The sequence below is a fragment of the Psychroflexus aestuariivivens genome, assembly GCF_004010055.1.
Taxonomy (GTDB): domain Bacteria; phylum Bacteroidota; class Bacteroidia; order Flavobacteriales; family Flavobacteriaceae; genus Psychroflexus; species Psychroflexus aestuariivivens.
Genome location: NZ_RQVT01000061.1, coordinates 153,210 through 179,070, shown reverse-complemented (window position 1 = coordinate 179,070; position 25,861 = coordinate 153,210). Strand labels below are relative to the sequence as shown.

Here is a 25,861-nt window from a genome sequence, read left to right as displayed (position 1 = left end):
TTTTGTTTAAATACTTTGAAATCATTTAATTAATCTTTTCTTCTTAAATTTAAACTAAAAAATTTCAAGTATATTTAACGTCGTTGTAACAATTTTTTTATCTTCACGGCTTAAAATAACACAATTAAAAATGAGAACATATTTACAAGCTTGTCTTTGTTTATTGACATTACTATTAGGAGTAAGTTCACTTAATGCTCAAGTTTTTTCAGAAGACTTCGAGTCTGGGTTAGGGACTTTTTCTAATGATGCAGCCAATGGCTCTGATTGGGTAATTAATACTTCTTTTTTTCAAGAAGGCGTGCAGTCAGCTCATAATCAATATCTTGATGATGAGAATAATATACTTTTTGTAACTAATTCCTTAGATTTAACTGGTTTAACTAATCCGCAGCTTTCCTTTTGGCACATTGCTAAAACTGAAGGTGGTTGGGATGAAGCATTCGTTGAAATTTCTACTGATGGAGGTGCTACTTTTCAAGAATTTCAAGCTGCCGAATATATTGGAGATGCAATTTTAGAAGGGAGTTCGTCTTTTGATGAGGATTCTTATCCAGAATGGGGAACAACAGATGTGCCTGTTCAAAATGCTTGGTGGAAACGCGAATTTTTCGATTTGTCGAATTATATGACCGATGATGTAGTGGTTCGGTTTAGACTTGATAGTGATCTTTCTATTCAAAGAGATGGTTGGTATATTGATAATGTTGAAATTTACGAGGTAACATGCGTTATGCCATCACTTCTTGTGGCAGAAAACGTTACTTCTTCTGAAGCAGATCTTTCATGGACGCCAGGAGATGCTGAAACTGAATGGGAGATTGTGTATGGTGAAGCAGGTTTTAATCCTGACTCAGAAGGAACTACAATTTCTGACAACGATGGAGTTTTAGGTGAAAATATTACAAGTTTAAACCCAGCGACAGATTATCATTTTTATGTAAAAGCAGTTTGTGCTGGGGGTGAAGAAAGTGAATTGGCTGGTCCTTTTACCTTTACCACAGAATGTACTGTGTTTGCTTTGCCATGGTCTGAAGATTTTGCAAGTAATAGTATTCCGAATTGCTGGTCTCAGGGAGGTGACAATGCTTGGGACTTTAGTACTGGTGCTGATTATGCAGCTACAGATGTTTTAGATCATACGCCTGGAGGCGGGACAAATTATGCCTGGTTGGATGGTTCTGATAATTCTAATGATGATGTCAGTACTTTGACTTCGCCTTTAGTGGATGTTTCAAGCTTAACTGCAGCTGCAGTTGAGTTTTACTTGTTTTCAAATAATACGAATGACGATGCAGTAAATATTATAGATGTTGAAATTAATACAGATAATGGTTGGGAGAATGTTTTAAATATTAGCCAAACTTTAGGTGAAAACTGGTCTCAGTATGTGATTGATATTTCTGGCTATACAATTACTTCGGCAACTCAAGTAAGATTTACTGTTACAGGAGATGATTCAGGTGGATTTACATTTTATAACGATATTTTGATCGATGATGTGACTTTTCTGGAGATGCCAGATTGTGTAAACCCAATTGTGAATTATGCAGTTGTCCAGGATTGTTTAAATGGTCCTCAATTTCTGGTAGATGTTGAAATCACTAATCTTGGCGGAACTGATGATTTAGAAATATCTGATGATCAAGGTTCGGCAGTTGTTACTGCAGATGCTACTGGAACTTATTCTTTTGGTCCTTATACTAACGGAACTGAAGTGCTGATTACAGTAGAAAATACTTCTGATGCGAATTGTTCTTCCGCTAGTCAGATTCTTACTCAAGAATTTTGTACAATAGAAGAGGTTGATTGTACAGATGGACCAGTTAACTTAAATTATTGTTATGAAGATAATGAGGATTTTGAAATCACTTACGTGAGTTCCGATGGCTCATCACTGAATTTAAATATAAACTCAGGTTTCTTAGAAACTTGTTGTGACGATTTTATAGTTTTAGACACAGATGGTACAGAATTGTTTAATGATGGCGGAGATATTTCTGGACAATCTTTTCAATCCACGGGAGATGAGATTACAATTTTAATTGATTCAGACGGTTCTGTAAATTGTGGTGGTAATGGTTATGATCCTATAGATTTAACAGTGTCTTGTGCAACTTGTACAAATCCACAAGTTGAATATGAATTGATCAGTGACTGTTTGAATGCGCCGCAGTTTTTTGTTGATGTTGATGTTATAGATTTAGGGTCTGCTACAGATTTAGATATTACAGACAATCAAGGCAATCCAGCAGAAACAGTTTCTGCCCCAGGAATTGTTCAGTTTGGGCCTTATGCTAATGGTGCAGAGGTTGAATTTACTGTAGAAAACAATCAAGACTCAAATTGTGAATTGACTTCAGGTACATTTGTACAAGAGGAGTGTACAGAAAATTTAGTAGATTGTACAGGAACGCCAGTCAATACTGTATTTTGTTATAATAGTGGTGAAGTTGAAGAATTTACTTATATCAGTAATGATGGTACAAATTTAAATTTAAGTGTGAATTCAGGTCAAGTTGAAAATAATTTTGATGAATTTATTGTTTTAGATTCTGACGGTACCGAGCTTTATAACGGATATGGTAACGCTGGGGATCTTTCTGGATTAAATTTTCAATCTTCTGGAGATGAAATAACAGTTCAGGTTACTCCAGATGGTTCTATTAGTTGTCAGCAAAGTGGTTATACACCAATTGATTTAACAGTCTCTTGTGCAACTTGTACAAATCCACAAGTTGAATATGTTGTTGTTGATAACTGTACTGATGATGACACTGGATTCTTTGTAGATGTTACAGTTCAGGATTTAGGTTCTTTATCTGAAATAGAAATTGTGTCCAATCAAGGAGATGCGCCAGTTTCGGTGACTTCTCCCACAACAGAAACTTTTGGACCTTATGATTTGGGGACTTCAGTAGAGTTCACTATTGATAACGACGAAGATACTAACTGTGTTTTGACAAGTCAATCTTATACTTTACAGTCTTGTGGTTGCAATGGACCAGTTCCGTTTTGTGCACCAGATGCAGGTCAAGCTTTAGTCTTTCAAAATGTATCAGATGAAAGTGATACAGAAGCAGATCCTAACTTAAGTGATTATGGGTGTCTAGGAACTCAACCAAATCCAGTTTGGTACTATATGCAGGTTGAGGAGTCAGGTGAATTAGTGTTTCAAATAGAGCAAGCGACAGGTTTTGATGAAGATACTGGTGAGTTAACCGGCACATTTTTAGATGTAGATTTTATAGCCTGGGGACCTTTTACAGATACTGAGTATTGTGATAGTTTAGATAGTTGTTCTAACTGTGGTAGCAATACTTTTGATGATGGTTACCCGTACGGAAATGTGGTTGATTGTAGTTATGATGCTCAAAGCTCAGAAACTTTTACCATACCAAATGCTCAGGAAGGTGAGATTTATGCAGTATTAATAACGAATTTTAACGGTGCTCCTGGATTTATTAGTTTGGGTCAAACCAACTCAGATGATAATGATGCTGGTTCCACAGATTGTGATATTGTCACCAATACAGATATAGAAATTTGTGAAGGTGAAGAAGCTATATTGGAATCAGAAGCGCCAGATCCAAATCAACAACATCAGTGGTTTGTGTTTAACGAAACTACTCAGGAATTTGAGCCAATTATGGGAGCTAATACATCAACTTATATTGCAACCGATGAAGGTTTGTATCAAGTTCAGTATATTGAAAATAATGTGGATGTCGTTCTTGAAGAATTTACAGTTGTATTTATTCCAGCTCCAGAAGTGAATCTTCCAGATTCTGCTTCTATTTGCGAAGGTGAAACTTTAGACGTAGATGCTACTGTTCTAAATCCAGAAGAATTTGATTTGATTGAATACCAATGGCTTTTTGATGGTAACGAAATCATCGGAGAGACAAATCCTATTTTCACTTTAGATCAGGCCGGAATTTATACACTAGAAGTAACTACTACTATTGGAACACCTGGAGATGAAGATGCTCAAGTTTGCGTACAAACTTTTGAAATTGACACTCAACAAGGGAATTTCACTGTTGATTTAGGTGGAGATCAAGATATTTGTGGGAATGGCGATTATGAAATTATAGCTGAAGTTACTGATGTTGATCCAGATGCTGACATTTCTTATTTATGGGGTGAAGGTGAAGATACAGCTTCAATTACAGTGGATGAAACTGGAATTTATCAGGTTACTGTAACTGTAAATGGGTGTAGTATCACAGAATCTGTTGATATTACATTTATCGAAAACCCTGAGTTCGACTTGGGTGGCGATCAAAGTTTATGTGATGCTACAGATGCAGTTATTCAACCACAATTTACAATTGGAAATCCTGCCGATGCTACTTTTGAGTGGAGTACCAGTGAAATCACAGAAACTATCACAGTAACCGAATCAGGAGTTTATGAATTGACTGTGACTATAGATGGCTGTAGCACCACAGAAAGTGTAGAATATACATTCAACGAATCACCTGTTGTAGATTTGGGTGGAGATGTAGAATTGTGTGATACTGAAGATGCTGAAATTACAGCAAATATCACTAGTGGGGATTCAACAAATGCAACTTACGAATGGAGTACAGGCGAAGATACACAATCCATAACAGTATCTGAAACCAATATTTATACTGTAACTATCACCACTGAAGCCGGATGTAGCACAGTTGAAAGTGTGGAATACATCTTTAACGAATCTCCAATTATAGACTTAGGTGAGGATATTGTGAGTTGTGATCTTAATGGAATTACATTAGATGCAACACCAAGCAATTTTGATCCGAATAATACTCTTTATGAATGGTATCTAAACGGTGAGTTGTTGCCAGGAGAGAATCTTGAAGATTTAAATACTGAACCTTTTGGTTTTGGAAATTATGAAGTTATAGCTTACAGTGATAGTCAGGATTGCTCAGCAACAAGTTCTGTAAACATCACAGAAAGAGATGATATTGCGGTCAACTTAGAAATAAATCCAGATAGAACACAATTCTGTGAAGGTGAAAGTATCGATTTTACTGCAAGCCTAGTTAATGCTAGTCCCGATGAAGTAGATTTTGTTTGGTTTGTTAATGGATCAGTTGAATCTGCTGAAACCGCTCAAAACTTTGAAGCTTACGAATTTGAAGGCGAAACAGTGACAATTGCTGTAGAAGCCTCTATCAATGGAGCTTGTGTTCAAACAGCTTCTGTTGAATTAAACGGATACGAGAACAATCAAGGTTGTGTAATTACTCAAGGTATTTCTCCAAATGGAGATGGTTTCAATGATAATTTAGACCTTGCGTATTTAGATGATCGAACAGGTATTGCTAGTTTAGAAATTTTCAATAGATACGGTCGAAGTGTGTTCAAACAAAACAATTATAGAGATGAATTTTTTGGACAAAATGAGAGCGGTGATGAGTTAACAACTGGAACTTATTTCTATGTAATTAAGTTAGAAGATAATGACCCAGTATTTGGTATTGAGAAAAAAGGATGGATTTATATAAATAAAGAGAAATAATTTTTACTTTTAATGCTAACTAAATAAAATAAATATGAGACAAAAATTACTTTTATTTCTTATTGGGTGTTTGCCGTTCGTAGGCAGTGCCCAAATAAGCGTGGACGTTACAACTTACACCTTAGATCAACTTATTGATGGTGTCTTGGTAACGGGAGCATGTGCTGAAGTGTCCAACATTACTTCACCAATTAATAGTCAAGACTCTGGAGAAGGATTTGACAGTTATGCTTACTTTGAAAACACAGGAACACTCAATTTTCCCTTTACAGATGGGATTATCTTATCTACCAATGGATCGCAAGCAGCTTCACCAAGTTTTACTGGTTTTGGTCAAAATGGAACCAATAGTTGGCCTGGCGATCCAATTACCGAAATTATTATAGATGAACCTGGCAATACCAATAATGCCACGGTCATAGAATTTGATTTTGTGCCTTTTGTTGGTGAAATGAGTTTTAATTATTTTATGGCCTCTGATGAATACCCAACTTTCGTTTGTAGTTATTCAGATACCTTCGCATTTATATTAAGTGGGCCTGGTATTTCAGACACCAATTCATACAATCATGATGCCAATCCAAATACCCCAGATTTAGTTCAAGATCTAGGTGGATTGAATATTGCTTTGATTCCAGGCACCAATATTCCAGTAAGTGTGACTAATATTCACACCAATACAAGTTGTGGTGCTGGTCAAATTGGTGAATTTGCTGTGCCTCAACTTTATGATGATATTAATTCTGGAAATGGATCTAATGAATATAATGCCCAAACAGAGGAATTAACAGCTTCTGCAGACGTCATCCCAGGGGAAACCTATAACATCAGATTGTCAGTAGCAGACAGAGGTGATACTTCATTTAATACTGCTGTATTCATTGAGGGAAGTAGTTTTGATATTGGTGAAGTAGATTTAGGACCAGATATCAACCTAGGTGACCCACAAGCACAATGCGAGGGAGACCCTGTGATATTAGATGCTGGACAGGGTGGAACAGATACTGATTATATCTGGTATGCCGAAAATCCAGATACTGGAAATTTAGAAGAGATTCCAGGTGAAGATGGACAATTTTATGAAGTTACAGAAACAGGAAATTATGCTGTTGCGGTAGCTTACTCTTTAAACTGTCTTCAAACTGATGAGATTTTTGTTGAATTTTTTGACGCACCAGAATTACCTTCAGATGCTAATGTTTCCTTGTGTGTAGGCGAAACAGCAAATCTTGATGGTACACCTATAAATCTCAACGATTTAGATTCACCAGAATACCAATGGTTCTTAAATGGTAATCCGATTGCCAATGCAACTAACCCAACTATAGAAGCTGATGCAGCTGGAACATATACGCTTGAAGTTCAGGATTCTGAATGTACAGTTGAAAGTGAATTTGTTGTGAATTTAGTTGATTATTCAGTAGACCTTGGTGCAGATGATGTAATTTGTACGCCTCTAGGGCAATCTAATGAATTTGTAATTTCATCAAATCTTACTGGCGTTCCTGCTGGCGAAGAAGATGACGTAGATTACGAATGGAGTAATATGGAGACAACTCCAAATATTACTGTGACAGAATCTGGAATTTACACTGTGACAACAACTTTCAAAGGTTGTGTTGAAACAGCAGAAATCAATATTGAGTTTTTTCAAACTCCTGATGTACAAGATCAAGATTTAACTTTCTGTTTTGAAGAAAGCGTCACTTTAGATGGTACGCCTTCTAATATTAGTGATTTAGAAGATCCACAATACCAATGGTTTCAAGATGGTATTGAAATTGTTGACGCAACAAATTCAACTTATGAAGCTACTGAAGAAGGGGTTTATGATTTAGAAATTCAAAATGGAGTTTGTTCAGCACAAGCAACCTTTACATTGACATTAATTGACTATATGGTTGACTTAGGATCAGATGTTACTGTATGTTATCCTGAAGGCCAACTAGAGCCTTTTGAAATTATTTCAAGTATAATGGGAATTCCATCTGGAGACGAAAATCAAGTTGATTATGAGTGGAGTAATGGTGAAACTACACCTAATATTACAGTTTCTGAATCTGGATTATATACTTTAACGACGACTTATGAAGGTTGTGTCCAAACAGCGGATATTAATGTTGAATTTATTCAAACACCATCAATAGATTTAGGTCCTGATACAATAAAGTTATGTAATAATGATGAAGCGGAATTAGACACAGGTTTTTCAGACACCAATACTACATCATTTACTTGGTTTAGAGATGGAGTTGAAATTTCAGGTGAAAATGATTCTACTTTAATTGTTTCAGGTGCTGAACTTGGTACTTATTCTGTAGAAGCAGATGATAATGGTTGCTTGAGTTTTGGTGAAATTACTGTTGAAGGATACGAGGTTGATAACTGTACAATCACGCAAGGACTTTCTCCAAATGATGACGGCTTTAATGATTGCTTAGACCTTACATTCTTAGATGATCAATTGGGAATCAATAAAGTTCAAATATTTAACCGTTATGGAAGATTGATTTTTGAATCTACTGATTATATAAATGAGTTCTGTGGTCAGAATGACAACGGTGACGATTTAGTCACAGGAACTTATTTCTATGTTATCGACTTAGAGGAAAGCGATGACAGATTTAGCCGTCAAGAAAAAGGATGGATTTATATCAACACCGAACAATAACAAAATCAATAACCAAAATACAATTATAAAGTTTTTAATATGAGAAAGTTTTATGTAATTATAATCTGCGCAGTAGGCTTCATGATCTCAAATCATGCCACAGCACAACAAGATCCACAATATACGCAGTATATGTACAATATGAATGTGGTCAACCCTGCTTATGCAGGCTCTAAAGAAAGCCTTTCGGTAGGCTTGCTTTATAGAGAGCAATGGTCTGGAATAGATGGAGCGCCTCAAACATTCACCTTCAATGCACATACGCCTGTAGGTAATGGACTAGGACTTGGGCTTTCAGCCATTAATGACCAGATCGGTCCAGTTGAGGAAACCAATGTTTATGCAGATGTATCTTATACTTTAGATCTTGGAAATGAGAGAAAACTTGCTTTTGGAGTAAAGGCTGGAGCTACATTTCATAGCGTAGGTTTTATAGGCTTGGATTTTCAAGATCAATTAGATCCTGCTTTTCAAGAAAACGTAAGCGAAACTTACCCTAACATTGGCGCTGGTTTCTTATACTACACAGATAAGTTCTATGCAGGACTTTCTATGCCAAACTTCTTGAGTTCAACGCACTTGGATACTAGTGGTAGAGAGTTTGGTACAGAAGAGCAACACGTGTTTTTAACAGCTGGTTATGTATTTCAACTCAATGAAAACTTGAAGTTCAAACCTTCAACATTGGTGAAAACAGAGCTGTCATCAGACTTATCTTTTGATGTTAATGCTAACTTTTTGTTTTACGACAGATTTGAAATTGGAGCGTCTTACAGATATGAAGATGCCATTAGTGGTTTGGCTAGTGTAAGAGCTACAGATTGGATGCAAATAGGTTTTGCTTATGATAGCACGACAAGCGACCTTAACGAACCTTCTTACGAAGCTTTTGTTATTTTCGATATTTTCTTCAAGAAGAAAACTTTTATTTCACCAAGATATTTCTAAAACATAAACATTTAAGTACTGTAAACTATGAAAAAAATATATATTACATTATTCGTATTTGTTATGGGTGTTACAATTGTAAGTGCTCAAAACAAAGACACTCAGAAGGCTGATAAACATTTCGACCGTTTGGAGTTTGTTGATGCGATTGACGATTATGAGAAACTTGTAGAAAAAGGTAAAGCAAATGCTTACGTTTATAAGCGTTTAGCTGAAGCTAACTACAAAGTTTACAATACACGTGACGCAGAACGATATTATAAAATGTATCTAAATAATACTGAAAATGTCGATGCTGAAGTTTATTTCAAATATTCACAAAGTTTGATGGCAAATTCAAAATTTGAAGATGCTAAAAAAGCAATGATGATGTTTGCTAGTGAAAAGCCAAACGATCAAAGAGCTAAAGCATTCATGGCAAATCCAAACTATATTTCAGATTTGATGATGATGGATCCTAAATTTGATGTTCAGCAAATGGAATTAAATTCAGAATATTCTGATTTTGGCGCTTATGAATTTGACGGAACACTTTACTTCGTGTCTGCCAGAAATAAATCTAGAAGAAAGTATGGTTGGAATGAACAACCAACTCTAGACATTTTCGTTGCTGAAAACGTTGGTGGAACTTTCAAAAACGTTGAGGAATTACCTGGTGACGTAAATTCTAAATTTCACGAAGGCACAATTGCTATAACAGATGATGGTCAAACTATGTATTTTACTAGAAATGATTATTTAGGCGGCGATTATGAAAAAGATTCAGAAGGAATCAATAGATTGAAAATTTATAAAGCAGATTTAGTAAATGGTGAATGGCAAGATATCGAGTCATTGCCTTTCAATGATACTGAATATTCAAATAGTCACCCTGCTCTAAGTCCTGACGGTAAAACTCTTTATTTTTCAAGTGATATGACTGGCGGTTTTGGAGATTCAGACATTTACCGAGTAAGTATCAATAGTGATGGTTCTTATGGAGAACCAGAAAACCTTGGAGCTACTATTAATACAGAAGCTAGAGAAAGTTTTCCATTCATTGATAATGAAGGTGTAATGTATTTTTCTAGTGATGGTCACTTAGGAATGGGTGGTTTAGATGTTTTTTATGCTAATCCTAAAGGCAATGGCTTTGAATATCCTAAAAATTTAGGTAAACCTTTAAATTCAACTTCAGATGATTTCGGCTTCACTTATAATGTTGCTGTAGAATCTGGTTATGTGTCTTCAAATAGAGGAGATAATCCAAAAAATGATAATATCTACAACGCAGATTTGATTCGACCAATTCAGGAAACAAATATTATTGTTACTGTTATAAGTTCAGAATCAAAAGACCCTTTAGCAAATGCTGAAGTATTGATTTATGACGAAGATGATAATCAAATCTTCAAACTTATCACTGATAGCCAGGGTAAAGCTAAAGAAATTCTGCTAAGTAACATGGAATACGATTTCCAAGTGAATTTGTCTGATTTTGAAAGCGCTTCGCAAGTTGTGGAAGCAACTGGAGATGAGATGATGGTTACTTTAGTACTTGATCCTGAACCTGAAATTATCAGAGAAAGAAGCATTACTATAGATGAAAGTATTTTGTTTGAATTCGATAAAGCAGAAATCAGATCTGAAGCTGCTTTAGAATTGGATAAGATTGTTGCAACTATGAAGAAATACCCTGAAATCGAAGTGAAAGTAGAAAGTCACACAGATAGAAGAGGTCCAGCAGAATACAACATGAATTTATCTGAACGTAGAGCTCAAAATACTGTAGATTACATCGTATCTCAAGGTATCGATGAATCTAGAATTACTGGTGAAGGTAAAGGTGAATCCGAATTATTGATTGAATGTGGTAGCAATTGTACAGAAGAAGATCACAGACAAAACAGACGATCTGAGTTTATGATTGTTGAGTAAGAATTACATTTTAAATTTTAGAAAATCCCCAAGCTTCTTAGTTTGGGGATTTTTATTTATATTTACTTAACCAATTCTTAAAATTTTTGAAAAATGGATAAATCCTACTGTCAGTCTTGTGGTGAGGTCCTCACAGGTAGAATTGATAAAAAATACTGCTCGGATTATTGTCGGAGCACTTTCAACAATACTTTGAACAGAGCGTCGAGAAAGATTGTAAGGAATGTAAATAACCAACTCAAGAAGAATTATAGAATATTACAGAGTATCAATAAAGATCAAAAAACGAAAACTACACGCTCAGTCCTAAATGAAAAAGGCTTCAACTTCAAATACTTTACCAATGTCTATAAGACTAAGAAAGGACATGTCTACTATTTTGTGTACGACCAAGGTTATTTACCTTTAGAGGGTGATTATTTTGCAATTGTAAAACGACAAGAATGAAAAGATATAGTTATAAAGCAATATTCTCTTTAGTAATAATTTCATTTACCATATGGTATACTTTTTTCAAACTCTATCCCTCAGAAATTACTGACCTTTCTACGCCAGATTCTAAATTTTCTACAGAACGTGCTTTTCAACACGTTAAAAATATTGGCGATGAACCCCACTTTATCGGTTCGAAATCTCACAGTGAAAAGCGAAATTATATTGTGAATCAACTGGAAGAACTTGGCTTAGAAGTTCAAACACAGCAAGATTTTGTGCTTTCTGATGACGGTAGTTTCAGCATTCCAGAAAATATCATCACCAAAATTCCAGCTACCGATCAGTCAAATCCTGAAGCAAAATCACTTCTGCTTTTATCTCATTACGATTCTGCCGTTCATTCTTCACCTGGTGCTAGCGATGCTGCTTCTGGTATTGGAGCTATTCTAGAAGCTGTCCGGGAATTTCAAAATAAAGATTTAATATTTCAGAACGATATTATTATTGTCTTTACAGATGCCGAAGAAATTGGTTTAATGGGCGCTCAGCTTTTTGCAGAATCGCATCCCTGGATTGAAAATGTTGGTTTAGTTCTCAATTTTGAATCTCGAGGTAGCGGTGGTCCAAGCAATATGATTGTTGAAACCAATTATGGCAACGCCAACCTCATCGATCAATTTTCAAATACCAATGTTGAATTTCCTTTGGCGAATTCATTGATGTATAGTGTGTACAAGATTTTACCAAATGACACCGATTCTACAATTTTCAGAGAAGTCGCTGACGTTCCAAGTTTTTTCTTTGCTTTTATTGATGACCATTATGACTATCATACAGCTCTAGATAAACCAAATCGCTTAGATAAACGCTCTTTGGCACATCAGGGCGATTATCTAACAGGTACATTAGAAATTTTTTCTAAGGCCGATTTGTCAAAACTCAAGGCAGAACATGATAATATTTATTTTACAATTCCAGGCTTAGGATTGTTTCAATATTCTTTTGGTTTCATTTGGCCGCTTTTTGCTATCGCATTGCTTTTATTTTTAGCTATTTTATATTACGGTTTAAGGACGCGCAGGCTTTCTTTAAAAGAAATTTTATTGGGCTTTGCGCCTTGGTTGGCGAGTTTGATTTTGTCGGGGCTAATCTCTTATTTTGGATGGCAAGTAATTATGTATTTCTATCCAGAGTACTATGAAATCCTTCAGGGATTTCCTTATAACGGACATAGTTACATTATCTTTTTTGTAGCATTAACAGTCTTCATTTCATTTGCCGTTTATCAAAAATACGATCGAAAACTCAATCCAGAGAACGCCATAGTTGCACCTATTTTTACTTGGTTCATACTTTTATTAATGATTAATATATTTCTGAAAGGTGCAGCTTTTTTCATTATTCCCTTGTTTTTTACATTAGCTGCATTCTTTATAATGACTAGGTATTTTGCGCCATCTTATATTTTACTCTTGTTTTTAGTTTTACCAGCTTTGGCAATAATCACACCTTTTATTCAGTTTTTTCCAGTTGGTTTAGGACTAAAAATGGTTGTGATCAGTAGCATTTTTAGTGTTCTTTTGTTTGGTAATTTGTTGCCAGTTTTCGGTTATTTTCCGATCAAAAGAGGTTTAGCTGCTTTAAGTTTGATTATCGCCATTGGTTTTTTTATAAGAGCTCACCTTCATTCGGAGTTTAGTCAAAACCGCCCAAAGCCAAATAGCTTGGTTTATACGCTAGATACTGAGAAAAGTGAGGCTACTTGGAATACATATGACCATATTTTAGATGATTGGAATCGTTCCTATTTTGAATTTGATTCAGAAATAAGAGATGAATCAAAATATGCAAGTAAATACAATGTTACATACACGAAGTCAAATAAAGCTGAAGTTAAAAACTTACCAACTTCTTTAGTGAAAATTGATACGCTCACTCCATCAAGTGAAGAACTTAAACACTTTCAAATTGAAATAATTCCTCAGCGAAAACTGAATAGATTGATTATTTCTGAAACTAGTTTAACAAATTTTAATTCGTTTTCAGTCAATGGTTTGGATTCTAAAAAAAATGATAATGATATATCACACGTGCATTTCAATCGAACTTATGCAAGCATTCTTGACTATTATGTAGTCAACCAAGAACCTGTAATTTTGGAATTTGAAGTTGAAAAGCAAGCCGAACTGAATTTCATAATCAACGATATCAGTTTCGACTTACTGTCGCATGACCAATTTTCCATATCGCCAAGGACGAGCAAAATGATTCCAAAACCTTTTGTCGTCAATGATGCTATAATCGTAAAACAGTCTTTTGGTTTATGAATAAAAAACAAATTTCAATGCTCGGCTGCGGTTGGTTAGGTTCTTCACTCGCTGAATATTTAATAGCTGAAAATTACTATATCAAAGCGTCAACAACGACTGAAAAAAAACTAAGTCAACTTGAGAAAAAAGGAATTCAAGCGTTCAAGATTCAACTTTTTGAAAATAAAATTGAGGGTGATATAGAGAATTTTCTCAATGAAAGCTCAATATTAATAATCAATATACCACCGGGTTTAAGAAGTCAGCCGAATTTGGATTATGTAGCCAAAATGAAAAATTTTATTCAAGCTATAAAAAATTCCAAAATCAAGAAAGTCATTTATGTGAGTTCAACAAGTGTCTTCAGCGACAAAAAGAGTATTCCAACTTATACAGAAAACTATGAGTTTACGCATTCTGAAATTCAAAATAGCCAATTAATTCAAGTAGAAAAGGCATTTCAAAATCAAGTCAACTTTCAAACATCGATAGTTAGGTTTGGAGGATTAGTTGGAAAAGATCGACATCCGGTGAAATATCTTGCAGGACGAAAAAATGTAAAAAATCCTTTAGCACCAGTCAATTTAATTCATAAGAAAAATTGTATTAAACTGCTTAATGCAATTTTAAAACAACAAGCTTTTGGTACTGTTTTCCACGGCGTAGAAAATATTCCGGTGAACAAATCCACTTTTTATTCTTCAGCTGCAAAAAAATATAATTTAGAAGAACCTCAGTTCGACACAACAACAACGAAATCTGTCGGAAAAGTTATTAATGCCAAACAAACTCAAACAAAACTCAAAATTGAATTCGAGCAATTGGTTCAAAATATATAACCTGACTTACTAATGTTTTGATCATCATTAGTGTCAAGAAAATGTCAACAAAAGATTGATGCTAATTGTTATTTGAAAAGATAATGGCTAATTAATGTTGCAATGTTTATATTTTAATTACTTAACAATTTGTAATTTTTAAAATAAAATATTAGATTATTGTGTCAAAATATTAAAATTTTTTAATCATTGAGTAATACGAAGAAAAAACAGTCCTCATTAGCACGTACTATTTCTTTAAAAGCAGCGATAAGTATAGGAGTAGGGATAATGGTTGGTGCAGGAATCTTTGTTTTTCCCGGTATTGCTTCAGGACAAGCAGGTCCAGCAGCTATGTTGTCCTTTCTATTAGCTGGATTTATAGCACTTATAGTGGCTTTATGTACAGCAGAGTTAGCTACTGCAATGCCAGCAAGTGGAGGTGGTTATTATTTCGTTTCTCGAACATTTGGTTCTTTTTGGGGAATGCTAATTGGCGTTGGTCAGTGGATAGGTCTCGTGTTTGCCAGTTCATTTTATCTTTATGGATTTGCGAGTTATTTAATTGACTTACTCAAAGAAACCGGATATCAACCAGGCGATCCTACAATTCTTATAGGTTTATCAGTTGCACTTATACTGACTATTGTCAATATTTTGGGAACTAAAAGTGCTGGCAGGTTACAAAATGGCATTGTTCTTACACTTACAGGAATTCTTAGCCTTTTATTCTTATATGGAATGCTCCAGGCTTTTGGAATCATTGGAGCGTCTAATCTACCTACACCTTTTGCACCCAAGGGTCTAAGTCCAGTCGTTGGAGTTTCTGCGCTAATTTTTACTTCCTACTTAGGATTTGTACAAATCGCAACTGTTGGAGGTGAGATCATCAATCCGCAAAGAAATCTACCTCTTGCTTTAGTCAGTAGTGTACTTATTGTGACTGCACTTTATCTTCTTGCTTTGTTTGTAAGTAATAGCGTGCTTTCTACCGAGGAGCTACAAAAACTTGGCGAGACGGCTATTGTTGAGGTTGCTAGAAACCTCATTGGTAACATTGGTGCAATGGTTGTTTTATTTGCTGGTTTACTGGCAACCCTTTCAAGCGCCAATGCCTCTATACTGAGTTCCTCAAGAACTATTTATGCTTTAAGTAAAGATGGGCTTATGCCTAATTGGGTTTCAGAAATTCACCAACGTTTTGGAACTCCTCACCGCGCGCTATTTTTAGTTGGAGTTCCTATAGCTGCAATTTTATTTGTTGGAAATTTAGAAATACTAGCAGAAACCGCATCTTTACTACATTTAGTTATTTATTCACTTATTTGCGGCTGTGTAATAAAATTGCGTAAAAGCAGACCAGTTTGGTATGTGCCAGGCTTTAAAACTCCAGCATATCCATATCTCCCAGCAGTCGGAATGCTAGCTGGTTTTGGACTTATATTTTTTATGAAACCAATATCTCTTTTGCTAGGTGGTGGAGTTTTATTGATAAGTGCTTTGTTTTATGTAATTTATGGTCGTGGTAGGAAACTTACAAGCCCATCGCCACCACACATAGAACCAGAATTACGAAAACCACGAATCCTTTTGCCGGTTTCACTTCCACAAGAAGAATCACTTCCACTGGCAATATTAAGACGATTTACAGATCTTGAAGTTTTATTACTTGGATATAAAGAAATCAAGGAGCAAACCAGTCCAGAACAATATGAAGAGGAAAAAGATGAAGAATCGAAAGAAGAGCTACAAAAAGTGAAAAAAGAACTTGAAAATGAAGCCTTTGATGTCAAAACTGAATTGGTGTTTACCCCCGATGTATCCCAAGCTATTGACAACGTAATAATAGAAAACGATTGTCAAGCTCTACTTGTTGTAAAGCCTATAAGTGAACTTAATAGATTGCTCATTCCTGTATACGATTTGAATCAGCTAAGTAAACGCTTTGCTACAGTTATATATGAATTGACTCAAGCAAGTAGCTTACCTGCAACATTAATGTTTATAAAAAGTTCAGAAGATTCTGATGGAGAAGGCAACAACATTTCTGCAATGAAAGAAAAAGCTTTTGGGAGATTAAAACAAGCTGGTGTAGATAAAAATCAAATTAAGACTAGCACTGTTGAGGTTGATGATATATCTGAAGCTGTTAAGGATAAAAGCGAATCTGAAGATCTTGTAGTATTGGTAGAAGCTAATGCTAAAGAAAGAGAGTCTTTTATCAATAAAATACGTGTTGAGATTAGCGACAAAATCGATTGTCCTTTATTGGTAGTTCTTGAAAGTCGTAGTGAAGATGAATCTAAAGAAGAAAAAGATCGTGAAGAAAGCCCTGCTGAAGAAGTCGAAGATGAAAATGAATAATACTTATTATACACTTCATCAATTTGTTCTTGGACCCGACAAAATCCATGGATTATGAGAAAAATAATGCCATTCAACTTTGCTCAAATCCATGTTAGGATCTACTATATATTCAGATTTTCTACCATTTAAGCTCACTTTTACTCGCGCATAAATTTCAATATCCTCGCCTTCATATTCTTCTTTCAATCTTTGTGTGAATTGCCAAATAGCATCAGGTTTCAGCAATGTTCGTCTTTGCTTGGCGGTCAGATAGTCGTTCATATTTATATAACTCACCTTTCCTGTTGTATTGTTTTTAATTTTAAAACTTGAATAACCACTTTTGGAACGAAGCATCATTCGCCAACTCATTCTGTGGCCTTCTTCGGTCCAAAATACATCGCCTTTGATAAAATGATGACGCATTGGCATAAAAATTTGAAAACTGAACCAAATTATAAAAAAGGCTTTAAGCAAATTGTGTCGTTTCGGGACATTAATTTCATCGCCTTCATAATGCGGTTTGAATCTCAAAAATTTTCGATTGACGAACTTAGTTGGGAAAAAGAATAGAATAAATGCTAAAGACATATAAGGGAAAATCCCAATCTGAAAAACGATACTATTAAATAAATGAAAAAATACACTGATCCAAAACATTGCTACTCGGGTGCGTTTCCACAATAAAAGCGGAACCACCAAAAGGTCAAACAAAATACCAAAATAGGTAATACTTGTATGAACCCATTCTTGCTGAAGAATATCACCGATAAGATAATAGTGACTTTTGCCTTTCATTAGTATTTCAGGAAAAGTACCATCAAGCCAGTCTGGATAAATTTTTGCTAAAGCTGCATAAGTGTAAACAATCCAAATTTGAAAAATAAGAAACCACTTGACCCACTGTGGCATCGAGTTGGATTTAAGCTCTGGATTTTGCTTAGCGTCTATGGAAAAATTTCTATGTGCTGGAACAATCGACATAAAAATCAAAAGTAGAATAAGTAGGTAATAATGATTATTATAAGAAGTTTTTTGCATCAGATAAACAGCCGTCCACATAACTGTATATGCAATAATGCTGAATCGATACTTGAAACCCAACATGATCAAAACACCAAAGCAACCCATAATAGCGAAATAGAAATACATGCCATTCCCAGGTAAAGGCTGCAGAAAATCTAAGCCTATAAAATTGAATGTAAATATCGGTTCTACAAGTGTTTTTCTAACCCAACCCGTAACGATAGCACCCCAAGCTTCTAGCGTAATCAACAATCCAAAAATGATTCTGAACGCAACTAAAGCAGAATTGTCAATACGACGAAACAGAAATTTATTCATTGCTGCTATTTATATTTTTGGATGTATTTTCTTGAGAAAACTTCATCAGCTTGCATGGCTTTGATCAAAGCGTCCAATCCTTCAAATTTAGCTTCACTACGGATGCGCTTCAAAAGTTGGATTTCTAAATATTCACCATACAAATCTTTATTCATATCGAAGAAAAAAGTTTCAATACTTCGACTTTGTCCGCCAACTGTTGGATTGGTGCCAATATTCATCATACCGAAAAATTTATCGCCATTGATGACAGCGACAACCACATAAACGCCTTCTTTTGGAATTAATTTATGTTCATCTTTGATGTTCAAATTTGCAGTGGGATAACCCATTTTTCGGCCCAAGCCTTTGCCTTTTATGATTTTACCAGACAAAATGAAAGGTCTAGAAAGGTAAGCGTTGGCTTTTTCTAAATCACCACTTTCTAAGGCATTTCTTATTTTAGTCGAACTCACCGCAACATCTTCCACATCTTGCTTAGATATTTCATCGACCTCAAAACCATAGTTTTTACCAAACATTTTCAAATCTTCAATATTAGCAGTCCTATTTCTGCCAAATCTATGGTCGTAGCCAATCACAATTTTTTTTGCATTCAAACCTTTAACCAAAATATCTTCTACATATTCTTCAGCAGTAAGTCTTGAAAATTCCATTGTAAATGGATGAATAATCAAATGATCTAAGCCAGTATCTCTAAGAATTGTTTTTTTTTCTTCGATGCTATCAATCAGCTTTAAATCAGAATCTTGCTGGAGCACCATTCTTGGATGCGGATAGAAAGTTAAAAGTGCAGTTTCTAAATTTTTGGCTTTCGCAGAATCGACAAGACGCTGGATGATTTTACGATGTCCAATATGCACGCCATCGAAAGTGCCAATAGTAACCACTGTTGGTATTGTATTATCGAACTCTGAAACTTTGTTGTAAATTTTCACGTTAAATTATTTTCCATTAAATGCGTTCATGGTGTTATGAATTCCTGCAGTTCCAAAAGATAAGATAAGTTCCGTAGATTTCTCCAGACGTTCTTTCATTTTTTCATTTTCTTCAGCATGCCACTCATCCAACACATAACCAATTTGCTGACCTTTAGAAAATTGATTTCCAATCCCAAATCTAAATCTAGGATATTTGGTTGTGTTTAGCAATTCCTGAATATTTTTTAATCCATTGTGACCGCCGTCACTACCTTTGCCTTTAAGTCTGATGGTACCAAACTCTAAATTCAAATCATCTGTAATAACAAGTAAATTTTCTATCGCAATATTTTCTTTATCCATCCAATACCGAACTGCTTTGCCACTCAAATTCATAAAGGTTGTAGGTTTAATCAAGATAAATTTACGACCCTTAAAATTGAATTCAGTTTTGTCAGCCAATCGATCTGGAGCAAAACTCAAATCTTTAGAATCTGCTAAAAAGTCAAGTATTTTAAAACCAATATTGTGTCTGGTATTGTGATATTTTGGACCTGGATTTCCCAAACCAACAATCAATAATTTTTTCATAGTTGTGCGGTCTTCCTTTTTGCGTTTAGACAGAATTTTACCAAAAAAGGCTCTCATTAATAAATTTTTGTAAAAATAAAAAAGCATTGGAATATAAAGCTTGCTTTTAAGGAAATTATACAGGTGACAAAAGACTTTAAAATGTTGTTTTAAGGTCTATTTTAAAAGTGAAAAACCTTCAAATACATTATTTTTGTCAAAACTTTCAATTTGAAAAGCATAGAAAAAGATCTTGTGATTGTAGGTGGTGGCGCTGCCGGATTTTTTGCCGCAATTAATTTTGCTGAACAACAACCAAATGCTACTGTTTGTGTTTTAGAAAAATCCAAAAATGTGTTGAGCAAAGTGAAAATTTCTGGTGGAGGAAGATGCAATGTTGCGCATGCCGAATTTGAACCTTTAGCCTTGGCCAAAAATTATCCAAGAGGTCATAAAGAATTACGAGGTTCGTTCCATCAGTTTATGACTGGCGATATGATGGCGTGGCTGGAAGAGCGTGGTGTGGAACTGAAAATCGAATCTGATCAGAGAATTTTCCCAATTTCAGATGATTCCCAAACCATAATTGATTGCTTTCAAAATGAAGTTAATCGGCTTGGCGTAAAAGTTATAACGAACTGCGGCGTGAATAATATTCAGCCTTTACAAAGTTCTGAATATAATTGGGAAATAGAAACTTCAGAACAGGTTTTTCATTCTAAAAAATTACTCATTGCCACCGGTAGTAGCCCGAAAATGTGGAAAACGATAGAAAAACTAAATCATACACTTGTATCGCCAGTGCCATCTTTATTTACTTTCAATATTCAAGATGAAAAAATAAAAGATTTAGCAGGGATTTCCACAGAAGCAAATATCGAAGTATTTACAAATTCAGATCGTGGAGTTCCTAAATCTGAATTGAACGCTTTACAGTCTTCTGGACCTTTATTAATCACACATTGGGGGTTTAGCGGACCATGTGTCTTGAAACTTTCAGCTTGGGGGGCGCGAACTTTTTATAAGCTGAATCACCAATTTCAACTCAAAGTGAATTGGGTGCCAGAGCACAATCAAGAATCTATTATTCCAATATTGAATCAACTCAAACTTGAACTTTCAAAAAAGCAAGTGATTAACCATCCGCAATTCGATTTACCAAAACGTCTTTGGCAAGCTTTGGTGTCTTCTTCAGAAATTGAAAACCAAATAATTTGGGCAGATTTAAATAAGATGCAAATTAGAAAATTAGCACAAAGCCTGACTAATGATATTTTTCACGTGAATGGAAAAAGCACTTTCAAAGAAGAATTTGTAACTGCAGGAGGTGTAGATTTAAAAGAAATAAACTTTAAAACTTTTGAAAGTAGAATTCATCCAAATTTATTTTTTGCTGGAGAAGTTTTGAATATAGATGCAATTACTGGCGGGTTCAATTTTCAAAATGCGTGGACTAGCGCATATATTTCAGCAAAAGCGATAAGCGATGATTTTTAGATAAAAGCTTATAGAAATACAGATCTAAAAGGGAATATTAACAAACGTTAGTTTTGATAGTAAATTTTTAATGTTATTTTAGCGAAAATTGAAATATTATGATAAATCAGAAATCCTTAGCTTTAGTTTTGTTCTTATTTGGCGTTTTTGTTAATGCGCAAAATCAAAGCCAAATTGTAAATGATTACTTAGAAAATAATATCAGGACCTACAATCTAAGCCTTGAAGATGTGTCTGATTTACAAATAGATTCTCAACATTTTTCAGAAAGTACTAATGTTGAGCATGTTTATATGCAACAAAGATTTGAAGGGAAAGCGATTTATAATGCAATAAGTAGCTTTGCTTTAAAAGATGCAGAAGTTGTTTATGCTTCACTTAATTTTGAAAATGATTTAGAAAATAGGATTCAAACAAAAAATTATTCGATTTCTGCTATTGAAGCTTTGCAAAATCTAACTTCAGAATTAAATCTAATTGATTTGCAACAACCGAATATTTTAGAAGAAATAAACAGCAATGAGTTTTTGATTTCTGAATCAAATATAGCTTCAGAACCAATTAAAGCGGAGTTGGTTTTTCAACAAACTGAAAATGACCAATTGCGTTTAGCTTGGGATATGTCTATCCGTCTCAAAGATGGTTCTCATTGGTGGAGTGTAAGAGTTGATGCTAACAATGGTGAAATATTAGATCGAAACGATCGCGTCGTGAGTTGTGAATTTGAAGGTACAGAATTTACTCAGAGTCATAATCATAATCCGATTAGCTCTAGTTTTGAATCTCAGAATAAGAATTTGCAACAATCTTCGAACACAGCGCAATACAATGTTTATCCAATGCCTGTAGAATCACCAAATCATGGCGTTAGAAATTTAGAAATTGATCCCGCAGACCTCAACTTTTCACCTTTTGGATGGCATGATACCGATGGAGTTACTGGTGCAGAACATACAACAACCAGAGGAAATAATGTTTGGGCATTTGAAGATAGAGCAGGAATAAATCAGGTTGGTTATTCTCCAGAAGGTGGTGCTAACTTGAATTTTGATTTCCCAATCGATTTTAATCGACCAGCAGCTTTAAACGAAGATGCAGCCATCACTAATTTATTTTATTGGAATAATTTAATGCATGATGTTTGGGCAAATTATGGTTTTGACGAGGCATCTGGTAATTTTCAAGAAATGAACTATTCTGGAAACGGATTAGGTGAGGATTTTGTATTTGCTCAGGCTCAAGATGGCGGAGGTGTGAATAACGCAAATTTTGCCACAGGACAAGATGGGAGCAATCCTAGCATGCAAATGTATTTGTGGACGCCACCTGGTGGTCCAAACCCAAATTTAAATATTGCTTCACCTTCAAGTTTGGCAGGAGGCTACTTCGGTGTCGAAGCAACTTTTGGACCAGTATTGTCGAATGCATCTATTTCAGCTGAATTGATTTTAATAGAAGATCAGAATCTCGGTGGTAATACAGATTTGTTGGATGCTTGTGATAACTTAATTAATACAGCAAATATTAACGGTAAAATTGCAGTGATCCGACGTGGAGATTGCACATTTGTGAGCAAAATAGAAAAAGTTCAAAACGAAGGCGCATTGGCTGTGATAATGGTTAATAATAATGCTTTCGAAGAAGCTTTTGCTATGGGCGGAGATGGTGCAAATATTAATATTCCATCTGTAATGGTTGATAATGATTTTGGTGAAGATTTAATTTTAGCGCTTAATTCAGGAGAAATTATTAATGCAGATTTAGCCAATAATGGTCCTTATTTTATTGATGGTGACTTCGATAATGGAATTATTGCTCACGAATATGGACACGGTATTTCTACACGATTAACCGGTGGAAGATTTGATGCCAATTGTCTCTTTAATGAAGAACAAATGGGAGAAGGTTGGAGTGATTGGCTAGGTTTGATGATGACAATTCAACCTGGCGATGTCGCAACTCAAGGTCGCGGTTATGGAACTTTTGCAGTGAGTCAATCAGTCACCGGTTCTGGAATTCGTCCATTTCGCTACAGTACAGATTTCGCTGTAAATAACGCAACTTATGGTTTAACGAACAATGGTAATTTAAGCATGCCTCACGGTATTGGTTTTGTTTGGGCAACGATGCTTTGGGATTTAAACTGGGCGCTGATTGATGAATATGGTTATGATCCAGATTTATACAATGGTAATGGTGGTAATAATATTGCAATGCAATTGGTGATAGACGGTATGAAGTTGCAAAGTTGCGCTCCAGGGTTTGTGGATGGACGTGACGCTATTCTCCAAGCAGACCAGTTGGCTAATAACGGAGATAATCAATGTTTGATTTGGGATGTTTTTGCGAATAGAGGTTTAGGTTGGAATGCAGATCAAGGTGATTCTACTAATCGTTTTGATCAAGTAGAAAATTTCGATATGCCGCCTAATGATGTTTTGGTATGCAACTTGTCAAGCTCTAATTTTGAAACTGAAAAGTTTGAAATTTATCCAAATCCAGCAAATAATTATTTTGAAATTCAATTTGGAAACACCAATTTGAAAGATACTTCAGTTGAAATTTATGACATGAACGGTCGTTTGGTTTCCACAAAAAATGCAGATCAAAATCAACAAGTTAATGTTAGTACATTATCAAATGGTGTTTATGTTGTGAAAATTGAAGCAAATGATAAATTATTCACTAAAAAATTAATCATCAAATAAATTTAGTTTTAAATTTTTAAAAACCCTGTTTAGGCTAGACTTAAACAGGGTTTTTTTGTGAATTCAATTTCTATAATAAACGATTACAAACGGATAAAAACGTTTACAAACGTAAGTAAAAGTAAGTAAATGTTTATTCAACGGATAAAATTTGGATGCTGTTTCATATTTGCACTGTCGATGTGATTTAATTATGTCGATTTAATGCAGATAGGCTGTGTTAAAATTATAAACACTTAAATTTTATTGTTATGAGTACTTTAAAAAATTCAGTTCAATTAATGGGACACGTTGGTCAAACACCTGAAGTAATCAATTTGGAATCCGGAAAGAAATTAGTGAAGTTTTCGTTGGCAACCAATGAATTCTACAACAATAACGACGGCGAGAAAGTCACAAATACTTACTGGCACAATATCGTCGCTTGGGGCAAAACTGCAGAAATCATTGAAAAATATGTAGAAAAAGGCAGAGAAATTATTGTTCAAGGTAAACTGACACCACGTTCTTACGAAGATAAAAACGGCGAGAAGCGTTACATTACAGAAGTCAACTGTAATGAAGTTGTGTTGACAAGTAAAAATTCATAGCTTAAAATAATCTCCAAATCTTGTTTCTGTTATGTAGGGTTTGGAGATTTATATTTAAATATTCTTCAACTAGATAAGATTTGTTTAACCCTTCAAGAGTTTAAAAATCTTGAAGAATTAAATAATACTCACTTAAAATCTTATAAGTTTTAAATAGAGATTTCATAAAAACGACTAGTCTTTTTTATGAAAAATTGTACTCTTTATATTGAGAAAGACTAGTCTTTTTTTTTGAGTGAAGTGAATTTAATTTCAAGCAGAAAGTAATTTATGCAAATTCGTAATCCGCAAATTTGTCTTCAACTTCATCAAAGGTGTCAAAAACATCTTTGGCATCATCAGAAGTGACCATTTTCATACGGTATTCTTTAAAATGTGGAATACCTTTGAAATAATTCGTATAATGTCGACGAGTTTCAAACACGCCAAGTTTTTCACCTTTCCAATCGATCGCCATTTGTAAATGCCTGCGTGCAACATTTACACGTTCTATCAAATCTGGCGGAGCAATATGTTCGCCGGTTTCAAAATAATGCTTCACAGCTTTGAAAAACCAAGGCGAACCAATACTTGCACGACCAATCATAGCACCGTCTAGACCAAATTCATCCCGCATTTTTACGGCTTTTTCAGGCGAATCTACATCGCCGTTACCAAACACAGGAATGTGCATTCTAGGATTGTTTTTTACCTCAGCAATTGGCCGCCAATCAGCTTCGCCTTTATACATTTGCGCTCGCGTTCTTCCGTGAATTGCAATAGCTTTGCAACCCACGTCCTGCAAACGTTCTGCAACTTCATATATTTTGATAGAATCGTGATCCCAACCTAAACGGGTTTTTACTGTAATCGGTAAACTGGTATGTTTTACCATGGCTTCGGTGAGTTTCACCATCAAATCTACATCTTTTAGAATTCCAGCGCCAGCGCCTTTGGAAACTACTTTCTTAACAGGACAACCAAAATTAATGTCGATGACATCTGGTTTTGTCTTTTCAACAATTTCTACAGACTTCAACATAGAATCTAAGTTGGCACCAAAAATCTGAATGCCAACTGGGCGCTCTTTTTCATAAATATCCAGTTTCATCACGCTTTTGGCTGCATCTCTGATTAAACCTTCAGAGGATACGAATTCAGTATAAACCATGTCAGCTCCATATTCCTTGCAAAGCGCACGAAACGGCGGGTCACTAACGTCTTCCATGGGTGCTAATAGCAGTGGGAATTCGCCTAAATCTATGTTATCTATCTTAGCCACAATTTTTTA

The 25,861-nt window shown here is 35.0% G+C and carries 15 protein-coding genes; 11 read left to right on the top strand and 4 right to left on the bottom strand.

Going from position 1 to position 25,861, the window contains the following annotated elements:
* Positions 1-130 precede the first annotated feature (130 nt).
* The 8 genes from EIG86_RS13665 (at position 131) to EIG86_RS13630 (ending at position 16,980) form a co-directional block, all read left to right on the top strand.
* A complete protein-coding gene (locus EIG86_RS13665) occupies positions 131-5,518 on the top strand; it encodes a T9SS type B sorting domain-containing protein (protein WP_127846740.1) in 5,388 nt (1,795 codons plus the stop codon).
* A 34-nt stretch (positions 5,519-5,552) separates the two neighbouring features.
* Positions 5,553-8,189 carry a choice-of-anchor L domain-containing protein gene (locus EIG86_RS13660; protein ID WP_127846739.1) on the top strand — a complete coding sequence of 879 codons (2,637 nt, stop codon included), beginning with the start codon at positions 5,553-5,555 and terminating at the stop codon, positions 8,187-8,189.
* 39 nt (positions 8,190-8,228) lie between these two features.
* On the top strand, positions 8,229-9,137 hold the full coding sequence (locus tag EIG86_RS13655; RefSeq protein WP_127846738.1) for a PorP/SprF family type IX secretion system membrane protein: 909 nt from the start codon (positions 8,229-8,231) through the stop codon (positions 9,135-9,137).
* A 27-nt stretch (positions 9,138-9,164) separates the two neighbouring features.
* Positions 9,165-11,054, top strand: a complete 1,890-nt coding sequence (locus EIG86_RS13650) for an OmpA family protein (protein WP_127846737.1) — start codon at positions 9,165-9,167, stop codon at positions 11,052-11,054.
* A 93-nt stretch (positions 11,055-11,147) separates the two neighbouring features.
* A complete protein-coding gene (locus EIG86_RS13645; RefSeq protein ID WP_127846736.1) occupies positions 11,148-11,501 on the top strand; it encodes a hypothetical protein in 354 nt (117 codons plus the stop codon).
* Positions 11,498-13,816, top strand: coding sequence for a M20/M25/M40 family metallo-hydrolase (locus EIG86_RS13640; RefSeq protein ID WP_127846735.1), 2,319 nt, complete (start codon positions 11,498-11,500; stop codon positions 13,814-13,816). The genes EIG86_RS13645 and EIG86_RS13640 overlap by 4 nt, the downstream gene beginning before the upstream one ends.
* Positions 13,813-14,637 carry an NAD(P)H-binding protein gene (locus EIG86_RS13635; protein ID WP_127846734.1) on the top strand — a complete coding sequence of 275 codons (825 nt, stop codon included), beginning with the start codon at positions 13,813-13,815 and terminating at the stop codon, positions 14,635-14,637. The genes EIG86_RS13640 and EIG86_RS13635 overlap by 4 nt, the downstream gene beginning before the upstream one ends.
* Before the next feature lie 189 nt (positions 14,638-14,826).
* Positions 14,827-16,980 carry an APC family permease gene (locus EIG86_RS13630; protein WP_262707806.1) on the top strand — a complete coding sequence of 718 codons (2,154 nt, stop codon included), beginning with the start codon at positions 14,827-14,829 and terminating at the stop codon, positions 16,978-16,980.
* An 18-nt stretch (positions 16,981-16,998) separates the two neighbouring features.
* Here the strand turns inward: EIG86_RS13630 and EIG86_RS13625 are convergent, their stop codons facing one another.
* Genes EIG86_RS13625 through pth form a run of 3 tightly spaced genes read right to left on the bottom strand, consistent with a single transcriptional unit; the run spans position 16,999 to position 19,874 of the window.
* Positions 16,999-18,306: an HTTM domain-containing protein gene (locus tag EIG86_RS13625; RefSeq protein WP_127846732.1), complete on the bottom strand. Its 1,308-nt coding sequence runs from the start codon at positions 18,304-18,306 to the stop codon at positions 16,999-17,001.
* 5 nt (positions 18,307-18,311) lie between these two features.
* A complete protein-coding gene (locus tag EIG86_RS13620) occupies positions 18,312-19,244 on the bottom strand; it encodes a bifunctional riboflavin kinase/FAD synthetase (RefSeq protein ID WP_127846731.1) in 933 nt (310 codons plus the stop codon).
* A gap of 6 nt (positions 19,245-19,250) precedes the next feature.
* A complete protein-coding gene (gene pth, locus EIG86_RS13615; RefSeq protein ID WP_127846730.1) occupies positions 19,251-19,874 on the bottom strand; it encodes an aminoacyl-tRNA hydrolase in 624 nt (207 codons plus the stop codon).
* A gap of 153 nt (positions 19,875-20,027) precedes the next feature.
* Between pth and EIG86_RS13610 the strand changes: the two genes are divergently transcribed.
* The 3 genes from EIG86_RS13610 to EIG86_RS13600 all read left to right on the top strand — a co-directional run bounded on the left by EIG86_RS13610 (position 20,028) and on the right by EIG86_RS13600 (position 24,591).
* Positions 20,028-21,293, top strand: coding sequence for a BaiN/RdsA family NAD(P)/FAD-dependent oxidoreductase (locus tag EIG86_RS13610; RefSeq protein ID WP_127846729.1), 1,266 nt, complete (start codon positions 20,028-20,030; stop codon positions 21,291-21,293).
* 98 nt (positions 21,294-21,391) lie between these two features.
* Positions 21,392-24,001, top strand: coding sequence for a T9SS-dependent M36 family metallopeptidase (locus EIG86_RS13605; protein ID WP_127846728.1), 2,610 nt, complete (start codon positions 21,392-21,394; stop codon positions 23,999-24,001).
* 251 nt (positions 24,002-24,252) lie between these two features.
* Positions 24,253-24,591, top strand: coding sequence for a single-stranded DNA-binding protein (locus EIG86_RS13600; RefSeq protein WP_127846727.1), 339 nt, complete (start codon positions 24,253-24,255; stop codon positions 24,589-24,591).
* A 268-nt stretch (positions 24,592-24,859) separates the two neighbouring features.
* Here the strand turns inward: EIG86_RS13600 and dusB are convergent, their stop codons facing one another.
* Positions 24,860-25,852, bottom strand: coding sequence for a tRNA dihydrouridine synthase DusB (gene dusB, locus EIG86_RS13595; protein WP_127846726.1), 993 nt, complete (start codon positions 25,850-25,852; stop codon positions 24,860-24,862).
* Positions 25,853-25,861 lie beyond the last annotated feature (9 nt).